Below are 19,870 nucleotides of genomic sequence, written 5' to 3'. Positions count from 1 at the left end.
GCGCGGACACGGAGCGGCCCCGAGAGCGTCCGCTCCCGGGGCCGTCCGGTGTAGGCCGTTCGCCGCGCGACCAGGTCCTAGGTGCCCGCCGCCGCCTGAGCGGCGCGGTCCGGGTCGGCGGCCGGTTCGGGGCGCACCTCGACCGCCGCCTCGACCGTCACCTCCACTGTCGTCTCGACCGAGACCACCAGTGGCTCACCCGTCCGCTGCCCGGCCCGGATCGAGTCGATCCTGGCCAGGACCTTGCCGCGCAGATCGGCCGGGGTGTCGTCGCAGCCGCAGGAACGCTTGATCAGCGCCTTGATCGCCTGCTCCAGCCCGTACTGCTTCAGGCACGGCGAGCACTCGTCGAAGTGCACGCGCAGCTTGGCGCAGTCGCCCTCGGCCATCTCGTTGTCGAGGAATTCGTAGAGGTGGTCGAGGACCTCGCCACACTCGGTGTCGTGCGGATCGCCGCAGCTCATGAACCCGAGCCCTTCGCTTCCTGCCCTGCCCCGCTACCGGCCGGGACCAGCCCGCGCTCACGGGCGTAGTCCTCCAGCATGCCGCGCAACTGACGGCGACCGCGGTGCAGTCGGGACATCACCGTACCGATGGGAGTACCCATGATGTCCGCGATCTCCTTGTACGCAAAGCCCTCGACGTCCGCGAGATAGACGGCGATGCGGAACTCCTCCGGAATCGCCTGGAGGGCGTCCTTCACATCACTGTCCGGAAGGTGGTCCAGGGCCTGGGTCTCCGCCGAGCGCAGACCGGTCGACATGTGCGACTCGGCCCGGGCCAGCTGCCAGTCCTCGATCTCCTCGGCGGCGGTGCGCTGGGGCTCCCGCTGCTTCTTGCGGTACGAGTTGATGAACGTGTTGGTGAGGATGCGGTACAGCCACGCCTTGAGGTTGGTGCCCTCGCGGAACTGGTGGAAGGACGCGTACGCCTTGGCGAACGCCTCCTGGAGGAGGTCCTCCGCGTCAGCGGGGTTGCGGGTCATCCGCAGCGCCGCCGAGTACATCGGGTCCAGGTAGCCCAGGGCGTCGCGCTCGAAGCGCTCCCGCCGGGCCTCCTCGGTCTCCTCGGCCGACACCCGGAAGGTGTCCTCGCCGATCGCCTCGGCCAGCTCCTCACCGGTGAGCGCCTCGCCCGTGGGCAGGCTCTCCTCCGGGCCACGGCCCGGCTCGGCCTCGTGCTCGGTCCCGACGACCGGACCCACCTCCTCGGCATGACGGACACGGCCCACCGCGGGCCGCCCCGGAAGCGAGGATATCGGGCCGACGGGCTTCTCGCCCGCGCCGATCCAGTCCGACCACGACGGCACGAAGGCCGAGTCGGCCTCGCGCTGCTCGGGCCGCTCGGGGCACGCGATCGAACCCATCTGCCCTGCCTTCCACCGGGACTCATGCTGACAAGGGCGTCAACCACGGCGGCCCCGCCCGCATTCCCGGCCCCCGCGGGCTGATCCGCGCCACCCGCGCGCGGCCCGCCGCACCCGGCCCGCCGGGCCCGCCGCACCCGCTCACACCAGCCGCAGCACCCAGTCCCCCACCGCGGCGACGATCAGCTCCAGCAGCTCCTCCCGCTCCAGCGGCGCCCGCTTCGGCACCTCGAAGCCGTGGTTGCCGTACTCCAGCGCCAACAGTTCGTGCGAGGCCGGCAGCTCCGGGAACTCGGCCGGTCCGCCGAACGGGTCCGCCGCCCCCTGCACCACCAGCGTCGGCAGCCCCGTGCCCAGCAGTTCCCCGGCCCGGCTGCGCTCCGGCTTCCCCGGCGGGTGCAGCGGGAACGCCAGCGCCAGCACGCCCACCGCCCCGGTCGCCGCACCGGTCCGGCAGGCCACCCTCGCGCCCGCGCTGCGCCCGCCCGCCACCAGCGGCGGACCGGCCTCCGCCAGCCGCTCGGCCACCGGCGTCCACCCGGTGTCCAGGGTGCGCGGCGCGGGCGCCACCTTCTTCCCGGCCACCCGCCACGGCTGCTCCACCAGCGCCACCGACACCCCCCGGGCCGGCAGCGCGGCGGCCAGCGCCGCGAGGTCCCGCGCCTCGGTCCCGCCGCCGGCGCCGTGGCCCAGCGCCAGCACCGCCCGCGGCGCGGCCGCCGGATGGAGGGTGATCCGGGCGTCCCCGGCGGGGGTGGGTACGAGCTCCCGGGTCACGGGGGCGGTGTCGGCGGTCACGGCGGCTGCGGTCCTCTCGGGGCGGCGGCGCGCACGGGGCGCGCGCCGGAGGGGTCGGAACGGAAGGGCTCGGAACGGCGGGGCGGGAACGACCTCGGCTCAGAACGTCGACTCGGAACAACTCAGAACAACGTGGTCCCGTGCTCGACCTCGACCCAGGGCTCGGTCAGCCCGGCGTGGTTGTTGCGGATGCTGCCGACGTCCGGCGACACCGCGGTCAGCCGCAGTGCCCCCGGCGGCGGGGGTATCAGCAGCCGCCGCGCCTCCTCCGGCTCGTCGAGCCCCGGGTCCAGCCAGTCGTCGAACGATCCCGGGTCCAGGAACAGCGGCATCCGCTCGTGGACCGGCGCCAACAGTTCCTCCGCCTCCGTCGTCACCACCGTGAACGTCACCAGCCAGCCCTCCGGATGGTCCGAGGGCACCGTCCGGTTGCGCCAGAACTCGTACAGCCCCGCCAGCGCCAGCGGCGCGCCGTCCGCCCGGGACACGAAGAACGGCTTCTTCTTCGGCTTGCCCCGCTCCGCCGGGACGGTCTGCCACTCGTAGTAACCGTCCACCGGCAGGATGCACCGGCGGGACGCGAACGCCTGCCGGTAGGAGGGCTTCTCGTGCACCGTGTCCGACCGGGCGTTGATCATCTTCACCGCCGTCTCCGGCGACTTCGCCCACTGCGGCACCAGCCCCCAGCGCAGCGCCCGCAGCTGCCGCACCGGCCGTGCCGCGCCCTTCGGCAGCCGCTCCAGCACCACCAGCGCGCTCTGGGTGGGGGCGACGTTCCAGCTCGGGTCCAGGGTCTCGGCCGGATCCCACTGCTGCACACCGAACAGCTCGACGATGTCCTCGGGCCGGTTACTCGCGGCGAAGCGACCACACATGCCGTCAGCTTGCCACGGCCCCGGCCGCCCCCCAGAACCACCCGCCCCGGGACCGCCGTCCCCTCCATGACAGGCTGCCGTACCGAAGGAGCGGCCGAACCGAGGCGGAGGAGACCCATGGACGCCAGGACCCTCGACGAGCTGTGGACCGCCGTCACCGGCACCCAGCCCGACCCGCCCGGCTGGCTCGTCCTCGCCGCCGGCGCCGTCGCGCTGCTCACCGTGCTCACCCGCCCGCTGTGGCGGATCGCCCGCAACGCCGTCACCATCGCCCACGAGGGCGGCCACGGCCTCGCCGCCCTCGCCACCAGGCGCAAGCTGGCCGGCATCCGGCTGCACTCCGACACCTCCGGCCTCACCCTGTCCTACGGGCGCCCCACCGGCCCCGGCATGGTCCTGACCGCCGCGGCCGGCTACCTCACCCCCGCCCTGCTCGGCCTCGGCTGCGCCGCCCTGCTCGCCGCCGACCGGATCACCCTGCTGCTGTGGCTGGCCATCGTCCTGCTGCTGGCCCTGCTGGTGCGGATCCGCAACGCCTTCGGCTTCCTCAGCGTGCTGCTCACCGGCGGCGCCTTCTTCCTGGTCACCTGGTTCGGTTCGGCCCAGGTCCAGGCCGGCTTCGCCTACCTCGGCACCTGGTTCCTGCTGTTCGGCGCCGTCCGCCCGGTGCTCGAACTCCAGCGGCAGCGCCGGCACGGCCAGGCCGGCGACTCCGACGCCGACCAGCTCGCCCGGCTCACCGGCGTCCCCGGCCTCGCCTGGGTCACGCTCTTCCTCGTCACCGCCCTCGCCGCCCTCGGCCTCGGCGCCGACTGGCTGCTGCGCCCGCTCTGAGCCCCGCCCCCGGTCCGCCCCGGTCCAGCCCCGACGCCCGCCCGCCGACCCGCGCCGTCCGCCCCGGCCCGCGCATCGGAGGCGAACGGGCGAGCCCCACCACGGCCCCTAGACTGGCCGCATGACCGAGACCCTGTGGCCCGCCCCCGTCGCGACCACCCCCGTGGACGCCACCGTCACCATTCCCGGCTCCAAGTCGGTCACCAACCGGGCCCTGGTGCTGGCCGCGCTCGCCGACGGGCCGGGCTGGGTGCGCCGCCCGCTGCGCAGCCGTGACTCCCAGCTGATGGCGGACGGCCTGCGCGCCCTCGGCGTCACCATCGAGGAGCAGGTCAACAACGACACCGGCGGCACCGGCGGCGGCGAGGCGTGGCGGGTCATCCCCGCTCCCGCGCTGCGCGGCCCGGCCTCGGTCGACGTCGGCAACGCCGGCACGGTCATGCGCTTCCTGCCCCCGCTCGCCGTCCTCGCCGACGGCCCGGTCCACTTCGACGGCGACCCGCGCAGCCACGAGCGCCCCCAGCACGGTGTGATCGACGCCCTGCGCGTGCTCGGCGCCCGGATCGAGGACGGCGGCCGCGGCACCTTCCCGCTCACCGTGCACGGCACCGGCGCCCTCGACGGCGGCACCGTCCAGCTGGACGCCTCCGCCTCCTCCCAGTTCGTCTCCGCCCTGCTGCTCTCGGGCGCGCGCTACAACAACGGCGTCGAGGTCCGGCACGTCGGCGGGCCGGTGCCCTCGCTGCCGCACATCCGGATGACCGTCGACATGCTGCGCCTGGCCGGCGTCCAGGTGGACGCCCCCGAGGACGGCGGTGAGAAGGACGTCTGGCGGGTCACCCCCGGCGCCCTGCTCGGCCGTGACCTGGTGGTCGAGCCCGACCTCTCCAACGCCGCGCCGTTCTTCGCCGCCGCCCTGGTCACCGGCGGCCGGGTCACCGTCCGCGACTGGCCCCGGCACACCACCCAGCCCGGCGACCAGCTGCGCGAGCTGTACACCCGGATGGGCGGCAGCTGCGAGTTCACCGACGAGGGCCTGCGCTTCACCGGCGGCGACCGGATCCACGGCATCGAGGCCGATCTGCACGACGTCGGCGAGCTCACCCCGGTGATCGCGGCCGTCGCCGCCCTCGCCGACTCCGAGTCGCACCTCTACGGCATCGCCCACCTGCGGCTGCACGAGACCGACCGGCTCGCGGCGCTCGCCAAGGAGATCAACGGCCTCGGCGGCGACGTCAGCGAGACCGAGGACGGCCTGCGGATCCGCCCGCGCAAGCTGACCGGCGGCGTCTTCCACACCTACGAGGACCACCGGCTGGCGACCGCCGCCGCCGTGGTCGGCCTCGCCGTGCCCGGCGTCCAGGTCGAGAACGTGGCCACCACCGCCAAGACGCTGCCGGACTTCCCCGCCATGTGGGACGAACTGCTCGCCGGACCGGTGGCGGGCGGCTGAGCGGGGACTGGGGACATGCGCCGCTACGGCAAGGACGCCGACGAGGACGACATCCGCAACCGCCCCGCCCGCCGGGGCTCCCGGCCGCGGACCCGGATCCGGCCCAAGCACGAGGACGCCGACGAGGCGATGGTGCTCACCGTCGACCGCGGCCGGGTGACCTGTCTGGTCGACCCGGGCAGCAAGCAGGAGCGCCAGGTCACGGCCATGAAGGCCCGTGAGCTGGGACGCAAGGGCGTGGTCGTCGGCGACATCGTCTCCCTGGTCGGGGACCTCTCCGGGGACGCCGACACCCTGGCCCGGATCGTCCGGGTCGAGGAGCGCACCTCGGTGCTGCGGCGCACCGCGGACGACGACGACCCGTACGAGCGGATCGTGGTCGCCAACGCCGATCAGCTCGCCATCGTCACCGCGCTGGCCGACCCGGAGCCCCGGCCCCGGCTGATCGACCGCTGCCTGGTCGCCGCCTACGACGCCGGCATGGAGCCGCTGCTCGTGCTGACCAAGGCCGACCTGGCCCCGGCCGAACCGCTGCTGGAGTCCTACGCCCCGCTCGGCATCCAGTACGTGGTCACCCGCAGGGACGAACTGGAGGGCGCCGGCGCCGAGGCCGTGCGGGAACACCTGCGCGGGCTGAGCACGGTGTTCATCGGCCACTCCGGCGTCGGCAAGACCACCCTCGTCAACGCGCTCGTCCCGGAGCGGCAGCGGGTCACCGGCCACGTCAACGCCGTCACCGGCCGGGGCCGGCACACCACGGTGTCGGCGCTCGCGCTGCGGCTGCCGCCGCCGCCCGGCGCCAAGCCCGGTTCGAGGAAGGCGCTGGACACCGGCTGGGTGATCGACACCCCCGGCTTCCGGTCGTTCGGGCTCTCCCACATCGACCCGTCCCGGGTCATCCTGGCCTTCCCCGACCTGGAGCCCGGCACCGCCGAATGCCCGCGCGCGTGCAGCCACGACGAGCCGGACTGCGCGCTGGACGCCTGGGTCGCCGACGGCCACGCCGACCAGGCCCGGCTGTACTCGCTGCGCCGGCTGCTCGCCAGCAAGGAGGCCCGGGAGGGCGACTGACGGCCGGTGCGGCGCTCCGGTTCCGGCGTTCGAGGTGTCGGAGCGCCCGCTCGTGGTGATCATAGGAAAGTCGGGCCGGATCACGGTCCGCCCGGCACCCGGTCCCGCCGACGGGTTCCCGACCGATCCCGACCGATCCCCGAGCGACAGGGAGAGCACGCGATGGCATGGGCCCTGGTGATCCTGGCCGGACTGCTGGAGACCGGCTTCGCGATCAACCTCAAGCTCAGCGAGGGCTTCACCAAGCTCTGGCCCACCGTCAGCTTCTGCGTCTTCGCGCTGGGCAGCTTCGGTCTGCTGACCATCTCGCTGAAGACGCTCCCGGTCGGCCCCGCCTACGCGGTGTGGACGGGCATCGGGGCCGCCGGCACCGCGATCTACGGCATGCTCTTCCTGGACGAGACCACCTCGGTGCTCAAACTGGTCTCGATCTCCCTGGTCATCGCCGGGGTGATCGGTCTCCAGCTCAGTGGCTCCGCCCACTGACGGACACCCGTCGACGGACACCCGCCGGGACCGGTGCCCGGGCCCGGGGGCCGGTCCGCGCTAGGGTTTCCGGCATGGCCGACTACCACGACGATCTCCGACTCGCCCACGTCCTCGCCGACTCGGCCGACTCGGTCACCCTGGAGCGCTTCCGCGCACTCGACCTGAAGGTCGAGACCAAGCCCGACCTCACGCCCGTCAGCGACGCCGACAAGGCCACCGAGGAACTGGTCCGCAGCATCCTGCAGCGGGCCCGCCCGCGCGACGCGGTGCTCGGCGAGGAGTTCGGCCTCCAGGGCTCGGGCCCGCGCCGGTGGGTGATCGACCCGATCGACGGCACCAAGAACTACATCCGCGGCGTCCCGGTCTGGGCCACCCTGATCGCGCTGCTGGAGGACGGCCCGGACGGGGTGGAGCGCCCCGTCGTCGGCATCGTCTCCGCCCCCGCGCTGCACCGCCGCTGGTGGGCTGCCAAGGGCCTCGGCGCGTACGCGGGGCGCAGCCTGGCCAAGGCTTCCCGGATCCACGTGTCCGGCGTCTCCCGGATCGAGGACGCCTCGTTCTCCTACTCCTCGCTGTCCGGCTGGGAGGAGCGCGGCCGGCTGGAGCCGTTCCTGGACCTCACCCGGGCCTGCTGGCGCACCCGCGCCTACGGCGACTTCTGGTCCTACATGATGGTCGCCGAGGGCGCGGTGGACATCGCCGCCGAGCCGGAACTCTCGCTGTGGGACATGGCGGCGAACAGCGTCATCGTCGAGGAGGCCGGCGGCCGCTTCACCGGCCTGGACGGCGTCCCGGGCCCGGGCGGCGCCGACGCGGTCGCCTCCAACGGCCTGCTCCACCAGGAGGCCCTGGACCGGCTGAGCGTCTGACAGCCTCCGCCCCGCGAGCGGGCGACAACACCGCCCCGAGCCGAAGGGGCGCGCCGGTGCCGAAAGGGAGCGGCGAGGAGGCCGCGAGGTACGAGCGGCCTCGGAGCGCCGACCGTCGGCACCGGACAGAAGCGCCCCGGAGGCGAGCGGGCGACAACACGGCCCCGGATGCCGGTTCTCCTCGGCACCCGGGGCCCGCTGCTCGACGGGGCCCCTCACCGGGCCCCGCCGCGCGGTGCGTCAGCCCTGCTTGCGCAGTTCCCGCACCGCCGTCTCAAGACGCCGGCCGTAGTCGGCGTCGGCCTTGCGGAAGTTCTCGACCGCCCGCTCGACGATGTCGTCGCGGTCGGCCGAGACCTTGGCGATGAAGCCGGCCAGGTTGGCGACCAGCCGCTGCTTCTCCTCCTCGGAGAACAGCCGGTAGAGGTTGCCCGCCTGCACGAAGTCGTCGTCCTCGGCGTGCGAGGGCGCCTCGTGGTTGCCGGTCGCCCCGGTGACCGGGGTCGCCGCCCACAGCGGGCGGCCGGTCTGCACCGGGCCGCCGAAGCTGTTCGGCTCGTAGTTCTTGCGGCGGCCGTGGCGGCCGTCGTAGAGGTGGCCGTCCCGGCTGTTGGTGAGCGCCTCGGTGGCGTGCGGACGGTTCACCGGCAGGTGGTCGGCGTTGATGCCGACGCGGTAGCGGTGGGCGTCCGCGTAGGCGAACAGGCGGCCCTGCAGCATCTTGTCCGGGGACGGGCCGATGCCGGGCACGAAGTGCCCCGGGGAGAAGATCGACTGCTCGACCTCGGCGAAGACGTTGTCGGGGTTGCGGTTGAGCTCCAGCTTGCCGATCTCGATCGGCGGGTAGTCCTCGTGCGGCCAGACCTTGGTCAGGTCGAACGGGTTGAAGCGGTAGTTCGCCGCGTCCTCGGCCGGCATGATCTGGACCTGCACCGTCCAGGTCGGGAACTCGCCGCGCTCGATGGCCTCGCGCAGGTCGCGCTGGTGGCTGTCCGGGTCCTCGCCGGCGAGCCGGTTGGCCTCGTCCGCGGAGAGGTTCTTGATCCCCTGGTCCGTCTTGAAGTGGTACTTCACCCAGAAGTACTCGCCGGCCTCGTTCTGCCACTGGTAGGTGTGCGAGCCGTAGCCGTTCAGGTGGCGGTAGGAGGCGGGGATGCCGCGGTCGCCGAACAGCCAGGTCACCTGGTGGGTGGACTCGGGCGACAGGCCCCAGAAGTCCCAGACGTTGTCCGCCTCCTGCGAGCCGGTGTACGGGTCCCGCTTCTGGGTGTGGATGAAGTCCGGGAACTTGATGGCGTCCTTGATGAAGAACACCGGGGTGTTGTTGCCGACGAGGTCGTAGTTCCCCTCCTCGGTGTAGAACTTCAGCGCGAAGCCGCGCGGGTCGCGCACCGCGTCCGCCGAGCCGAGGTTGCCCGCCACGGTGGAGAACCGCAGGAAGGTCTCGGTCTGCTTGCCGACCTCGGAGAGGAAGGCGGCCCGGGTCCAGCGGGAGACGTCGGCCGTCAGCGTGAAGGTGCCGTAGGCGGCGGCGCCGCGGGCGTGCACCACGCGCTCCGGGATGCGCTCGCGGTTGAAGTGCGCGAGCTTCTCGAACAGCAGCTGGTCCTGGATCAGCGCCGGACCGCCGACACCGGCGGTCTCGGTGTTCTGGTTGTCGGCGACGGGGGCACCCGCCTCCGTCGTGAGGGTGGGGCGCAGCTCGTCCTGGGTAGTCATGTGAGGGGCCTCCGCGTGATCCGGTCGTGACGAACCGATCCTAACTTGGACTTTGTCCAAGTCAACACTGGAACCAAACTCGGAGTCTCACTTACCCTTGGTCCATGAGTGACCTGCTGGAACGACTTCGTGGACGTGGATGGCGGCTGACCGCGCAGCGCCGGGTCGTGGCCGAGGTCCTCGACGGCGAGCACGTGCACCTGACCGCCGACGAGGTGCACGCCCGCGCGGTGGAACGGCTGCCCGAGATCAGCCGCGCCACCGTGTACAACACGCTCGGCGAACTCGTCTGCATCGGCGAGGTGCTGGAGGTCGCCACCGACGGCCGCGCCAAGCGCTACGACCCCAACGCGCACCACGCCCACCAGCACCTGATCTGCTCGGGCTGCGGCGCCATCCGCGACGTCCACCCGCTGGGGGACCCGCTGGCCGCGCTGCCCGAGGCCGAACGGTTCGGCTTCACCGTCTCCGGCGCCGAGATCACCTACCGCGGCCTGTGTCCGCAGTGCGTGAACAGACCCTGATCCGCGCGGACCCCGAACCGCGCGCAGTCCGAACCGCACGGCCCCTGAGCGGAACGGCTACGCGCTGAGTTCCGCGTGCAGCGCGCCCAGCAGCCGGCCCGCCCGCTCGGCGACCTCCGCCGGACCGTAGTCCGCGGCCCGCCGGCACCAGCCCTCCGCCTGCACCGGCTCCCCCCGGCGCAGCGCCAGCAGGGCGAGCCGCAGCGCCGCCCGCCCGTGTCCGGCGTCCGCCGCGCGGGTGTACCAGAGCATCGCCTCGGCCTCGCTGTCCTGCCGCGCCAGCAGCAGACCCAGGTTGAACGCGGCGCTGCGGCTGCCCGCCTCCGCCGCCCGCCGGTACCAGCTCTCCGCGATCTCCAGCGCCCCCCGCTCGGCCGCCCGCACCCCCATCCGGACCTGCGCCCGGCGGTGCCCCGCGTCCGCCGCCAGCGCGTACCAGTGCTCGGCCTCCGCGTCGGCGTCCCCGCGCCGGTCCAGCACCGACGCCAGCCGGAACGCGCCCTCCGCCGAACCGCCCGCCGCCGCCTGCCGGTAACGCTCCAGCGCGCCCGCCGCGTTGCCCCGCTGCTCCTGCACGACCGCCAGCTGCAGCGCCGCCTCGCCGTGCCCCTCCGCGGCGGCCCGCGCGTACCACTCCTGCGCCTGCCGCTGCTCGCCGCGCCCGGCGTACAACACGCCCAGGTTGAACGCGCCGTCCACGCTGCCGGCCTCGGCGGCCCGGGAGAACCACGGCTCGGCGCCCGACTCGTCGCCGCGCTGCAGCAGCACCACGGCCAGCGCGTTGCACGCCTCCCGGTGCCCGGCGTACGCGGCCCGCCGGTACCACTGCTCGGCCTGCTGGTCACGGCCCGCCCCGGCGCACAGCAGCCCCAGGTTGAACGCGCCGTTGTGGTCCCCCGCCTCCAGCGCGCTGCGGTACCAGCGCTCCGCCTCGGCGGCCGCGCCGCGCGAGGCGTGCAGCGCGCCCAGCGCGTTCGCGGCGTTGCCGTCGCCCGCCTCGGCGGCCTCCTGCCACCACTCGGCGGCCGCGCCCAGGTCCCCGGAGTCGCGCAGCAGGTAGCCCAGCGCGCACGCGGCCCGCGGCTCGCCGTTCTGCGCCGACTGCCGGTACCAGCGGGCGGCCTCGTCCAGCAGCGGCGGCTCCCCGCCGGAGCGGTCCTCCAGCAGCACGCCAAGCCGCAGCGCGGCGCGGGCGTGACTGCGGGCCGCGGCGATCCGGTACCAGGCTTCGGCGGTCTCCTTGTCGCCCGCCGCCTCGCGCATCCGGGCCAGCCGGTAGGCGCCCTCCCGGTGCCCGGCGTCCGCGGACACCTTGAACCAGCGCTCGGCGCGGACGTCCCGGCGGTGCTCCATGAGGTCGCCCAGCGCGTAGGCGCCGAGCGGGTGGCCGTGGTCGGCGGCGAAGTGCAGCCAGTACTCGGCCGCCTCTTCCTCGCCCTGGTCGCGCAGCTGCAGGCCGAGCGCGTGCGCGGCCGGCGCGCTGCCGGCCACCGCCGCCTGGCGCCACCACTGGGCCGCCTCGGCCCGGTGGCCGCGCTGGTGCAGCAGCACGCCCAGGTTGTTGGCGGCCGCGCGCAGGCCCGCCGCGGCGGCGGCCCGGAGATAGGGCTCGGCGTCCGCGAGGTCACCGCGGCGCAGCAGCAGGGTGCCGAGCCGGGCGGCCGAGTCGGGGTCGCCGTCGTCGGCGGCGCGCCGGTGCCGGGCCTCCAGGGCGGCCTGTTCGCGGGCGGCGAGCGCGGTCTCGAAGCTCGCCGAGTCGAAGCCGGGGTCGCCCTCCACGTCCGGGCCGGCCGGAACGTCGGCGGCGCCGAGCGCGGCGGCGAGGCCGCCGGCCGGGACGTGCACCAGGGAGTCCGGGCCGTAGCCGCCCGTGGACCGGCGCTCGGCCAGGCCGCTGGTGCGCTGCGCGGGCAGGGCGCCGGGCCGTCGTTCGGGGCTCTCCGCCCAGGCTTCGGTGTCCGCCTCGGTGGTCGCCGCCGGTTCCGTTCCCGTTCCGCCGTTCCTGCCGATCAGCCTCATGCCGACTCCCGCTCCCCCTGAGTGTCGCGGCGTCGTCCTCCGGCCCTGGGCCGGGGGCGCTCCACGGGGGCCGCATCGACCCGACGGCCGGTCAGCGGCCGTGCAACGTCCCCCATGTGTCCCATCGTCGCATCACCCGCAACCCGCGTACACCTGCCCCGGCCGATTTCGGCGGGGCGGACCTGAGCCGACGAGATTGCTTCGGCGCTTTGTCGATTTCCCGACACTCGCCCCTCACAAACCCCGCTGCCGTCGTCCTTGGCGACGCTCGATGGTACCGGAGCGTTCCCGGACCCCCGTGCGGGCAAACGCCGAAGGCCCGGAGGACGAATCCTCCGGGCCTTCGGTTGCTACTGAGTAGCGGGGACAGGATTTGAACCTGCGACCTCTGGGTTATGAGCCCAGCGAGCTACCGAGCTGCTCCACCCCGCGTCGGTAGTTGAACCATAGCACGGGCGCGGGGTGGAGCCGAAATCGGTTACCGCGGGATCAGCGCAGCTCAGGGGCTGCCGGTCGGCGCGGGTGAGGCCGGCGGGGTCGCCGGCGGCGAGGCCGGCGCCGTGCCCGACGGCGTCGGGGCCGGGGTGATCCCGGCCTGCTGCTCGGCCGCCGCCAGCGCCTTGGCGGCCTCGCTCTGCGCCTTCTGCGCCTGTCCCAGGGCCACCCAGTCGCCGGCCTTGGCCGCGGCGTCCACATCGGTCTGCGCCTTCAGCACGTCCGCGATCGCCTTGTGCAGCTCCGGTGTCACCGTGCCGCCCGGTGTCGGGGTGGTGGGCGTCGTCGGTGCGGTCGGCGACGTCGGTGTGGTCGGCGACGTGGGTGCGGTCGGCGTGGTCGCCGGGGCCGCGCCCGCGAACACCTTCCGCAGCGCCTCCTCCAGGGTGTTCTCGAACGCCACGTTGTCGTTGCCGTAGACCGCGAGCACCTTCTGCAGCGTCGGGTACTTGGCGCCCCGCCCGCGGACGTAGACGGGCTCCACGTTCAGCAGTCCGCCGCCGACGGGCAGCGTCAGCAGGTTGCCGTACTCCAGTTCCGAGTCGCCGCCGCTCTTAAGGAGGGTGATCTGCTGCGCGACCTCCTGCCGCGAGTTGAACTGCGACTGCACCAGGTTGGGGCCGAGCGTCTTGGAGTCCCCCGGCACCTTGAGGATCCGGATCTTGCCGTAGTCCGGCCCCGGGTCGGCGCTGACGGCCATGAAGGCCGCCAGGTTGTCCCGGCCGCGCGGCACGAAGGTGGTGGTCAGCGAGAAGCTCGCCGACGTGACCGCCGGGTCCGGCATCCGGACCGTCAGGTAGTACGGCGGCTGGAACTGCTTGGTGTCACTGGTCGGGTCCACCGGGACCTGCCAGATGTCACCGCCGTTGAAGAACGAGTCGGCGTCCGTCACGTGGTACTGGCCCAGCAGGTCGCGCTGCACCTTGAACATGTCCTGCGGGTACCGCAGGTGCGACAGCAGCGTGCCCGGGATCTCCGTCTTGGCCTTGACGGTGTCCGGGAACGCCTTCATCCAGGTCTTCAGCACCGGGTCGTTCTCGTCCCACTGGTACAACGTCACCTCGCCGGTGTACGCGTCCACGGTGGCCTTGACCGAGTTGCGGATGTAGTTGACCTGGTTGGCGACGGTCAGCAGCTCACCGCGCTGGTTGGTCAGCGAGTCCTTGGTGGCCGTCCCCAGCGTCGTCTTCGACGAGAAGGGGTAGCCGTCCGAGGTGGTGTAGCCGTCCAGCACCCAGACCACCCGGCCGTTCTCCACCACCGGGTACGGGTCGGCGTCGATCGACAGCCACGGCGCGACCTTCTCCACCCGCTCCTTGGGCGTCCGGTCGTAGATGACCTTGGCGCCGTCGGTGATCGCCCCCGCGTACAGGATCTGCGGCTCGGCGAACTTGACCGCGTACGCGGCCCGGGTCAGCGGGTTGTCCAGCGAGACGCCGCTGCCGCCGGTGTACTTGTACTGCTTGTTCTCACCGGAGTCGGTGGTGTAGTCGATCTCCTGGTTGGAGCCGCCCACGATCGAGTACGTGGAGGTCTTCTCGCCGTAGTAGATCCGCTGCTGGTAGTCGCCCAGCGAGCCGGTCGCCGGCAGGCCGGACTCGGTGAAGACCGGCTGGCCCTTGTCGTTGACCTGGTTGCCCTTGGCCACGACCGCGCCGTAGCCGTGGGTGTACTTGAAGTGGTCGTTGATCCAGTTCCGCTGCACACCGTTGAGGTCCAGCTCGCGCAGGCCGATCACGGTGTCCTGGGCGTTCGCGCCCTTGCCGTACCGGTCCACGTCCAGAGTCTGCGGGAACGCGTAGTACGACCGCTGCTGCTCGATCGACTGGAAGGTCGGCGAGACGACGTTCGGGTCGATCAGCCGGATGTCCGCGATGGTCTGCGCGTCCGGCTTCAGCGCCTCCGCGTCGGTCGAGCCCTTCGGGGTGTACGGGGTCGTCTGACTGTCCGCGATCCCGTACGCCCGGCGCGTCGCGTCGATGTTCTTCTGGATGTAGGGCGTCTCCTTGGCCTGCTCGTTCGGCCTGACCTGGAACTGCTGCACGATCGCCGGGTACACCCCGCCGATCAGCACCGCCGACAGCACCATCAGGCCCAGCCCGATCAGGGCCGGCGCCCAGGTGCGCCGCACCGGGGTCAGGAAGAACAGCACCGCGCAGATGATCGCGACGAAGAACAGGATCGTCTTCGCCGGGAGGAACGCGTTGGCGTCCACGTACCGCAGGCCGGTCCAGCCGGAGACCTCCCGGTAGGCGCCGGTCTTCACCGCCAGCGCGTACCGGTCCAGCCAGTACGCCACCGCCTTCAGCAGCACGAAGACGCCCAGCAGCACCGCCAGGTGCCCCTGCGCGCCCGTGCTCGCCCGCCGGCCGGGGCCCTGCAGCCGCAGCCCCCCGTAGAGGTAGTGCACCAGCGCCGAGGTCAGCAGCGAGACGATCACCGCGCTGAACGCGAAGCCGAGCAGGAACTCGTAGAACGGAAGGTCGAAGGCGTAGAAGGAGACGTCCTTGCCGAACTGGGCGTCCTTCTCCCCGAAGGAGGTCCCGTTCGTCCACAGCAGCCAGGTCCGCCACTGGCCCGAGGCCGCGGCACCCGCCACCAGCCCGATCACCAGCGACACCCCGAGCAGCGCCCAGCGCTTGAACGGCGCCAGCCCCGAGCGGTACCGGTCCAGGCTCTGCTGCTCGACCGACATCGCCGACAGCGGCGGCCGCAGCCGGTGCGCCAGCCATACGTTGAAGCCGACGATCACCGCCATCAGCAGACCGAACACCGCGAACAGCCCGATCTTCGTCCACAGCTGGGTGGTGAACACCGAGGAGTAGTGGACGGACTTGAACCAGAGCCAGTCGGTCCAGAATCCGGCGAACATGACGAACAGCAGGAAGAGCACCGCGAGTACGCCCAGGGTCAGCAGGAGCACCCGCGCCCGCCGGGAGGGCGGGCCTACTCTGCGCCGGAACCCCGGCCCTGAGCGTTCCGGCATCTGGAAGACCACGGTGGCACCTCAGTTGTGTTGTCTGGAGTCGGTCGGTCGGTCGTCAGTGCAACTTAACCAGTCTTTGGTCGAGTTCCCACCGTTAGCAGACGGTTACGACAACCCCGCCCGGCCCGGCCCCTCCCCCGGGGCTCCGTCCGGGCCCCGGTCCCGGCCCGGCGCCGGGCCGCGCGCGCCCTCCGGCGTGTGAGGATTGAGGCATGTCCGATGGATCCAACCTCCCCGACGACGTCTCCACCCTCCCGGCCGGCAGCCCGCTGACCCGGGCCGCGCTGGAGATCGACGAGTACGCCGCCACCCTCGGCTGGGACCTCCCGGCCCGCCTCTTCGCCCTGGTCGACAGCGCCGCGCTGCGCAAGGCCGACCCCCGTATCGCCGAGCAGCTCGGCCTCGCCGACAGCGACCAGCCCGGCCTCACCCCGGTCGAGCAGGACGAGCTGCCCGCCGGCATGGAGCTCGACAAGTTCCTCGGCACCATCGCCTGGCCCGCCGCCGTGGTCGGCTGCGCGCTGGTCGTCGAGCGCCTGATGCTGCCGCCGGGCGCCGAGCAGTCCCGCCCGCGCAACGCGAACGACGCCCAGCTCGCCGAGTGGGTGGCCAACCACCCCAAGCGCGAGGAGGTGCGGATCACCGCCGCGGTGCTGCGCGGCGGCGCCAAGGAGGTCGCGCTGCGGCTGCGCTCCAAGGACATCGCGCGCGAGGTGCTCACCGGCCCCGACCTGGTGCCGGGCCTCACCGAAGCACTGCTGGCGACCTTCTCCTGACGGACTCCCGGCCGGGTCCGGTCATCGCCGGACCCGGTGGGCGTGCACGGTACTAGGAGGCGCAGGAGGGCAGTGCCGCGGTCTGCCCGGACCGGACCTGCTCCAGCGCCTTCAGCGCGCCGTCCAGCGTCTCCACCTTGACCAGGCGCAGCCCGGACGGGGTGTTCTTGGCGGCCTCGGCGCAGTTCGCGCCGGGGGTGAGGAAGAACTCGGCGCCGGCCTCCCGGGCGGCGATCAGCTTCATCGAGATGCCGCCGATCGGTCCGACCTGGCCCGTGTCGTCGATGGTGCCGGTACCGGCCACGAACCGCCCGGCGGTCAGGTCCTCGGGGGTCAGCTTGTCGATGATGCCGAGCGAGAACATCAGGCCCGCGCTGGGCCCGCCGACGTCCTGGAGCCCGATGTCGATCCGGAACGGGTAGGTGTGCTTCAGGCCCGGGCGGATGCCGACCATCGCGGCGCCGGTGTCCGGGGACTTCACGGTCGGCACGCTGATGTCGGTGCGCGTTCCCGGCTCGGTCGAGCCCTCCTTGACCCGGGGCACCACGGTGAAGACCGCCGGCTCTCCGGGCTGGTGCCTGGTGACCGCCTTGGCGACCGCGTCCGCGTCCGCCACCGGGGTGCCGTCGACCGCGACGATCTGGTCCCCGGCGTGCAGCCGGCCCTCCGCCGGGGCCCCGGCGGTGACGGCCTGGACGATCAGCTCGCTGCCCATCGGGATGCCGAGCTGGGCCAGCGCGGCGGTCCGGGCGTGGTCCTCGGAGAGCGCGAACTCCTCGGCGTTCTGCCGCTTGGCGTCGGCGTCGGACTGGCCCTTCGGGTAGACGTTGTCGTGCGGCACCACCAGCACGTCGTCCCGCAGCCAGCCGATCACCGCGTTGACCAGGCTCGGCTCGTACTTGGCGCCGGTGACCTGGACGGTGGTCATGTTGAGGTGGCCGCTCGCCGGGTACGACTCGTGGCCGGTGATGGTGATCACCGGCGTGCCCTTGCTCTCCTGCACCCCGAGCGTGTTGTACGTCGGGCCCGGGCTCATCTCGGTGTACGGCACCTTCATCAGCACCGAGGCACAGAGCAGCGCTATGAGCAGCAGAGTGGCGGCGAGCATCGTCGCAGAGCGGCGTGGCATGCCTCGACAGTACGGGACGCGGGTGACCGCGCGCCCGGCGGGCCACCCGCCGGGCGGCGCCGTCCCGGCTCCCGACGGGCCGGGGCCCCGGCCTCAGCGGCCGGAGCGTTCCTCGGGGCCGCCGGCGGTGGTGCGTTCCATCGCGGCCATGAACCGCTGGTGTTCGGCCAGCGAGGCCGGGTCCCCCGTCGCTCTCGGGGCCCGCTGGGCCCAACCCGCCCACAGGGCGGCGAGCACCGCGGCGACGCAGGGAATGATCAACCAGGCGAGCACAGCCATCTCAGTACTCCCAGCTCGTCGTGTCTATGAGCAGATTAACCATCCCGACGGACAACGCCGCGGGCGCCGTCCGGGTTACGGCACGGCCGATCGGCTCACTGCCAGGGAGTATCCGGCGCAGCGACCCACACCCGTTCGAGTGAGCGACCGGCGCGCCTGCGCGTCACGGGGGTCCGGAGGGTGTCGAGGTGGCCGTACGAAAGACTGTGCGATCGGCGGTGCGGGCGGGTGCGCGGGCGGCCGCTCAGCAGCTCCCGGCGCCCACCCACTCCTCCTCGCCGTCGGCGAAGACCTGGTGCTTCCAGATCGGCACCTCGTGCTTGAGGTCGTCGATCAGCCGCCGGGCGGCGGCGAACGCCTCGCCCCGGTGGGCGCAGGAGACGGCCACGATGACGGCCTTGTCGGTGATCCCCAGCCGGCCCACCCGGTGCACCGCGGCCAGCGCGCGGACCGGGAAGTCGGCGACGACCTTCTCGGCGACCCGGCGCATCTCCTGCTCCGCCGTCGGGTGGCAGCTGTATTCCAGCGCCGTGACGTGCTTGCCGCCGTCGTGGTCGCGGACCGTCCCGACGAAGACGGTCGTCCCGCCGGCGCCGTCGTCCCCCACCGCCTCGTACACCTCGTCGAGCGAGAGCGGGGTCTCGCGGATCGCGAGCAGTCGGATCGGGTCGTGGTTCTCGGGCATGCCCCCATGATTGCCCATCCCGGGCGGCCCTGGGCAAGTCCCTTCCGCATCACGATTGCGAAATTTCGCATCGTGAGAACGCGCCGGGCGGCCCCGGGGTCGCCCGACGCGGGACCGGGGCCCGCCCGGGTCGGGGCCGACCGGGGTCAGAACCGGCGCCGCTTGCGCGCCCGCCGGACCAGCGCCGCCGTACCGACCAGTGCCACCGTCGCGCCCGCCGCGCCCAGACTCGTCGCGGCCTCCTTGCCGCCCAGGCGCCGGCCCGCCACCGCGTGCTTGCCCGCCACCTGGGCCAGCAGCTCCGCCAGCACCTCTTCGTTGCCGTGCGTCGGACGCCAGCCCGCCTCGTGCAGCCGGCTCCCCGACACCACCCACGGGTACATCGTGTACGCCAGGTCCCCGGCCGGCGCCGGCGTCAGGCCCAGCCGGTGCAGCCGTGCCGCCGTCCCCAGCGCCAGCGAGGCCGGGAGCTCCATCCGCCGGATCCCCGACAGCCGCTCCACGTCCTCCTGCTCCAGCCAGCCGTCGCAGCCGACCGTCACCTCGCCCTCGACCAGGCCGAGCGCCGCGTACTCCAGCGCCGCCGCCAGGTCGTCCACGTGGCAGAACTGCCAGCACGGCCGGGAACCCGCCACCACCAGCAGCCTCGGCGCCTCGAAGTGCCGGGTCAGCACCGTGTCCACGCCGGGGCCCACCACCACGGCGGGCCGGAGCACCGTCACCTGCAGCCCGGGGTGCGCCCTCGGCGCGCGCCGCGCCAGCCGCTCGATCTCCAGCAGGTCGCCGACCAGCGACGCCTCCTCGGTCGCCCGCAGCTCGGAGTCCTCCGCCAGCGGCACCTCGTTGTCCGGCAGCGCGCCGTAGACCATCGCCGACGTGCACAGCACCACCCGGTGCACCCCGGCGGCCGCGGCCGCCGTCAGCACCGTCTGCGCGCCCCGCACGTTGTAGGCGCTGCGCGCCCTCGGGTCGGACTCCATGCCCAGGTCCATCGCCAGGTGGACCACCACGTCCACTCCGGCCAGCCGTTCGGCCACGGCCGGGTCCCGGACGTCCAGGATCCGCCACTGCACCCCGGGCACGTCACCGCGCCGGTCGTCGACGGCCAGGACCTTGCGGACCCCGGGCGAGGCCACCAGGCGGGCCGCGACCCGTTCACCGAGCACCCCGGCGGCGCCCGTGACGGCCACGGTCAGCGGTCTTCCGGCATAGGCTGGAGGCGGCGACGCCGTGATGTCCGGGGCGTCCTCTCCTCCGGTCAGCCCAGAGCGAACGTCCGAAGGCGGGGAACTCACCGGCCATCCTCCACGGTTAGCTTATGTGCGTACGTACGTGTGTCAGTACGTCCATCCTGCCCGAGGCTGAGGCCCGGCGGTGCACCCGGCGCGGGCCAGCCGCCCGGGAGCCGCCCACCGGCCGGGAGTCCCCCAGCTCCGCCGACCGCCCCGGGCACGCAGAATCACCGCCACCACCCGTATGACGGCCGACCGGATCGAGGACCCC

Annotated in this window: 18 protein-coding genes and 1 tRNA gene; 7 read left to right on the top strand and 12 right to left on the bottom strand. The window is 73.2% G+C overall.

All coding sequences use genetic code 11. From position 1 onward, the window contains the following. Positions 1 to 77: 77 nt before the first annotated feature. From rsrA to ACIQ9P_RS13580, 4 genes are all read right to left on the bottom strand, one after another. Positions 78 to 464 carry a mycothiol system anti-sigma-R factor gene (rsrA, locus tag ACIQ9P_RS13595; protein WP_402354528.1) on the bottom strand — a complete coding sequence of 129 codons (387 nt, stop codon included), beginning with the start codon at positions 462 to 464 and terminating at the stop codon, positions 78 to 80. Beyond that, entirely contained in the window at positions 461 to 1,204 is a 744-nt protein-coding gene (locus ACIQ9P_RS13590; protein ID WP_402354957.1) for a sigma-70 family RNA polymerase sigma factor, read from the bottom strand. The genes rsrA and ACIQ9P_RS13590 overlap by 4 nt, the downstream gene beginning before the upstream one ends. A gap of 303 nt (positions 1,205 to 1,507) precedes the next feature. Next, the gene (locus tag ACIQ9P_RS13585) at positions 1,508 to 2,164 is read right to left on the bottom strand and encodes an alpha/beta family hydrolase (RefSeq protein ID WP_402354526.1); all 657 of its coding nucleotides are present in this window, start codon (positions 2,162 to 2,164) and stop codon (positions 1,508 to 1,510) included. Positions 2,165 to 2,286: 122 nt separating this feature from the next. After that, a complete protein-coding gene (locus ACIQ9P_RS13580) occupies positions 2,287 to 3,039 on the bottom strand; it encodes an SOS response-associated peptidase (RefSeq protein ID WP_402354524.1) in 753 nt (250 codons plus the stop codon). A gap of 117 nt (positions 3,040 to 3,156) precedes the next feature. Between ACIQ9P_RS13580 and ACIQ9P_RS13575 the strand changes: the two genes are divergently transcribed. From ACIQ9P_RS13575 to hisN, 5 genes are all read left to right on the top strand, one after another. Next, the gene (locus ACIQ9P_RS13575) at positions 3,157 to 3,873 is read left to right on the top strand and encodes a M50 family metallopeptidase (RefSeq protein ID WP_402354522.1); all 717 of its coding nucleotides are present in this window, start codon (positions 3,157 to 3,159) and stop codon (positions 3,871 to 3,873) included. Between the two features lie 121 nt (positions 3,874 to 3,994). Beyond that, positions 3,995 to 5,326 carry a 3-phosphoshikimate 1-carboxyvinyltransferase gene (gene aroA / locus ACIQ9P_RS13570; protein WP_402354520.1) on the top strand — a complete coding sequence of 444 codons (1,332 nt, stop codon included), beginning with the start codon at positions 3,995 to 3,997 and terminating at the stop codon, positions 5,324 to 5,326. Between the two features lie 15 nt (positions 5,327 to 5,341). After that, on the top strand, positions 5,342 to 6,397 hold the full coding sequence (gene rsgA / locus ACIQ9P_RS13565) for a ribosome small subunit-dependent GTPase A (protein WP_402354518.1): 1,056 nt from the start codon (positions 5,342 to 5,344) through the stop codon (positions 6,395 to 6,397). Positions 6,398 to 6,559: 162 nt separating this feature from the next. Beyond that, positions 6,560 to 6,883 (top strand): DMT family transporter, encoded by a 324-nt coding sequence (locus tag ACIQ9P_RS13560; RefSeq protein WP_402354516.1) that lies wholly within the window; start codon positions 6,560 to 6,562, stop codon positions 6,881 to 6,883. 74 nt (positions 6,884 to 6,957) lie between these two features. Further along, a complete protein-coding gene (gene hisN, locus ACIQ9P_RS13555) occupies positions 6,958 to 7,755 on the top strand; it encodes a histidinol-phosphatase (RefSeq protein WP_402354514.1) in 798 nt (265 codons plus the stop codon). A 240-nt stretch (positions 7,756 to 7,995) separates the two neighbouring features. On the opposite strand, the gene ACIQ9P_RS13550 is transcribed toward hisN, so the two are convergent. Continuing rightward, positions 7,996 to 9,474, bottom strand: coding sequence for a catalase (locus tag ACIQ9P_RS13550; protein WP_402354512.1), 1,479 nt, complete (start codon positions 9,472 to 9,474; stop codon positions 7,996 to 7,998). Positions 9,475 to 9,578: 104 nt separating this feature from the next. Between ACIQ9P_RS13550 and ACIQ9P_RS13545 the strand changes: the two genes are divergently transcribed. After that, a complete protein-coding gene (locus ACIQ9P_RS13545; RefSeq protein WP_360018008.1) occupies positions 9,579 to 9,998 on the top strand; it encodes a Fur family transcriptional regulator in 420 nt (139 codons plus the stop codon). Between the two features lie 57 nt (positions 9,999 to 10,055). On the opposite strand, the gene ACIQ9P_RS13540 is transcribed toward ACIQ9P_RS13545, so the two are convergent. The 3 genes from ACIQ9P_RS13540 to ACIQ9P_RS13530 form a co-directional block, all read right to left on the bottom strand. Next, the gene (locus ACIQ9P_RS13540) at positions 10,056 to 12,017 is read right to left on the bottom strand and encodes a tetratricopeptide repeat protein (RefSeq protein WP_402354510.1); all 1,962 of its coding nucleotides are present in this window, start codon (positions 12,015 to 12,017) and stop codon (positions 10,056 to 10,058) included. A 358-nt stretch (positions 12,018 to 12,375) separates the two neighbouring features. Further along, positions 12,376 to 12,449: transfer RNA gene (locus ACIQ9P_RS13535), tRNA-Met, on the bottom strand. A 67-nt stretch (positions 12,450 to 12,516) separates the two neighbouring features. Continuing rightward, a complete protein-coding gene (locus ACIQ9P_RS13530) occupies positions 12,517 to 15,498 on the bottom strand; it encodes a UPF0182 family protein (RefSeq protein WP_402354955.1) in 2,982 nt (993 codons plus the stop codon). Positions 15,499 to 15,710: 212 nt separating this feature from the next. Between ACIQ9P_RS13530 and ACIQ9P_RS13525 the strand changes: the two genes are divergently transcribed. Then, positions 15,711 to 16,274: a PPA1309 family protein gene (locus tag ACIQ9P_RS13525; RefSeq protein ID WP_402354508.1), complete on the top strand. Its 564-nt coding sequence runs from the start codon at positions 15,711 to 15,713 to the stop codon at positions 16,272 to 16,274. Between the two features lie 52 nt (positions 16,275 to 16,326). Here the strand turns inward: ACIQ9P_RS13525 and ACIQ9P_RS13520 are convergent, their stop codons facing one another. The 4 genes from ACIQ9P_RS13520 to ACIQ9P_RS13505 all read right to left on the bottom strand — a co-directional run bounded on the left by ACIQ9P_RS13520 (position 16,327) and on the right by ACIQ9P_RS13505 (position 19,662). Next, complete coding sequence (locus ACIQ9P_RS13520; RefSeq protein WP_402354506.1) at positions 16,327 to 17,403, bottom strand: PDZ domain-containing protein; 1,077 nt, start codon at positions 17,401 to 17,403, stop codon at positions 16,327 to 16,329. A gap of 93 nt (positions 17,404 to 17,496) precedes the next feature. Next, the gene (locus ACIQ9P_RS13515) at positions 17,497 to 17,682 is read right to left on the bottom strand and encodes a hypothetical protein (protein WP_402354504.1); all 186 of its coding nucleotides are present in this window, start codon (positions 17,680 to 17,682) and stop codon (positions 17,497 to 17,499) included. A gap of 244 nt (positions 17,683 to 17,926) precedes the next feature. Then, positions 17,927 to 18,367 (bottom strand): molybdenum cofactor biosynthesis protein MoaE, encoded by a 441-nt coding sequence (locus ACIQ9P_RS13510; RefSeq protein WP_402354502.1) that lies wholly within the window; start codon positions 18,365 to 18,367, stop codon positions 17,927 to 17,929. Positions 18,368 to 18,513: 146 nt separating this feature from the next. Next, positions 18,514 to 19,662 carry an NAD-dependent epimerase/dehydratase family protein gene (locus tag ACIQ9P_RS13505; protein ID WP_402354500.1) on the bottom strand — a complete coding sequence of 383 codons (1,149 nt, stop codon included), beginning with the start codon at positions 19,660 to 19,662 and terminating at the stop codon, positions 18,514 to 18,516. Positions 19,663 to 19,870 lie beyond the last annotated feature (208 nt).

Source organism: Kitasatospora sp. NPDC094019, from assembly GCF_044764505.1.
GTDB lineage: Bacteria > Actinomycetota > Actinomycetes > Streptomycetales > Streptomycetaceae > Kitasatospora.
The sequence above is the reverse complement of the archived record's forward strand: the minus strand, read 5'-3'. Positions and strand labels throughout refer to the sequence as shown.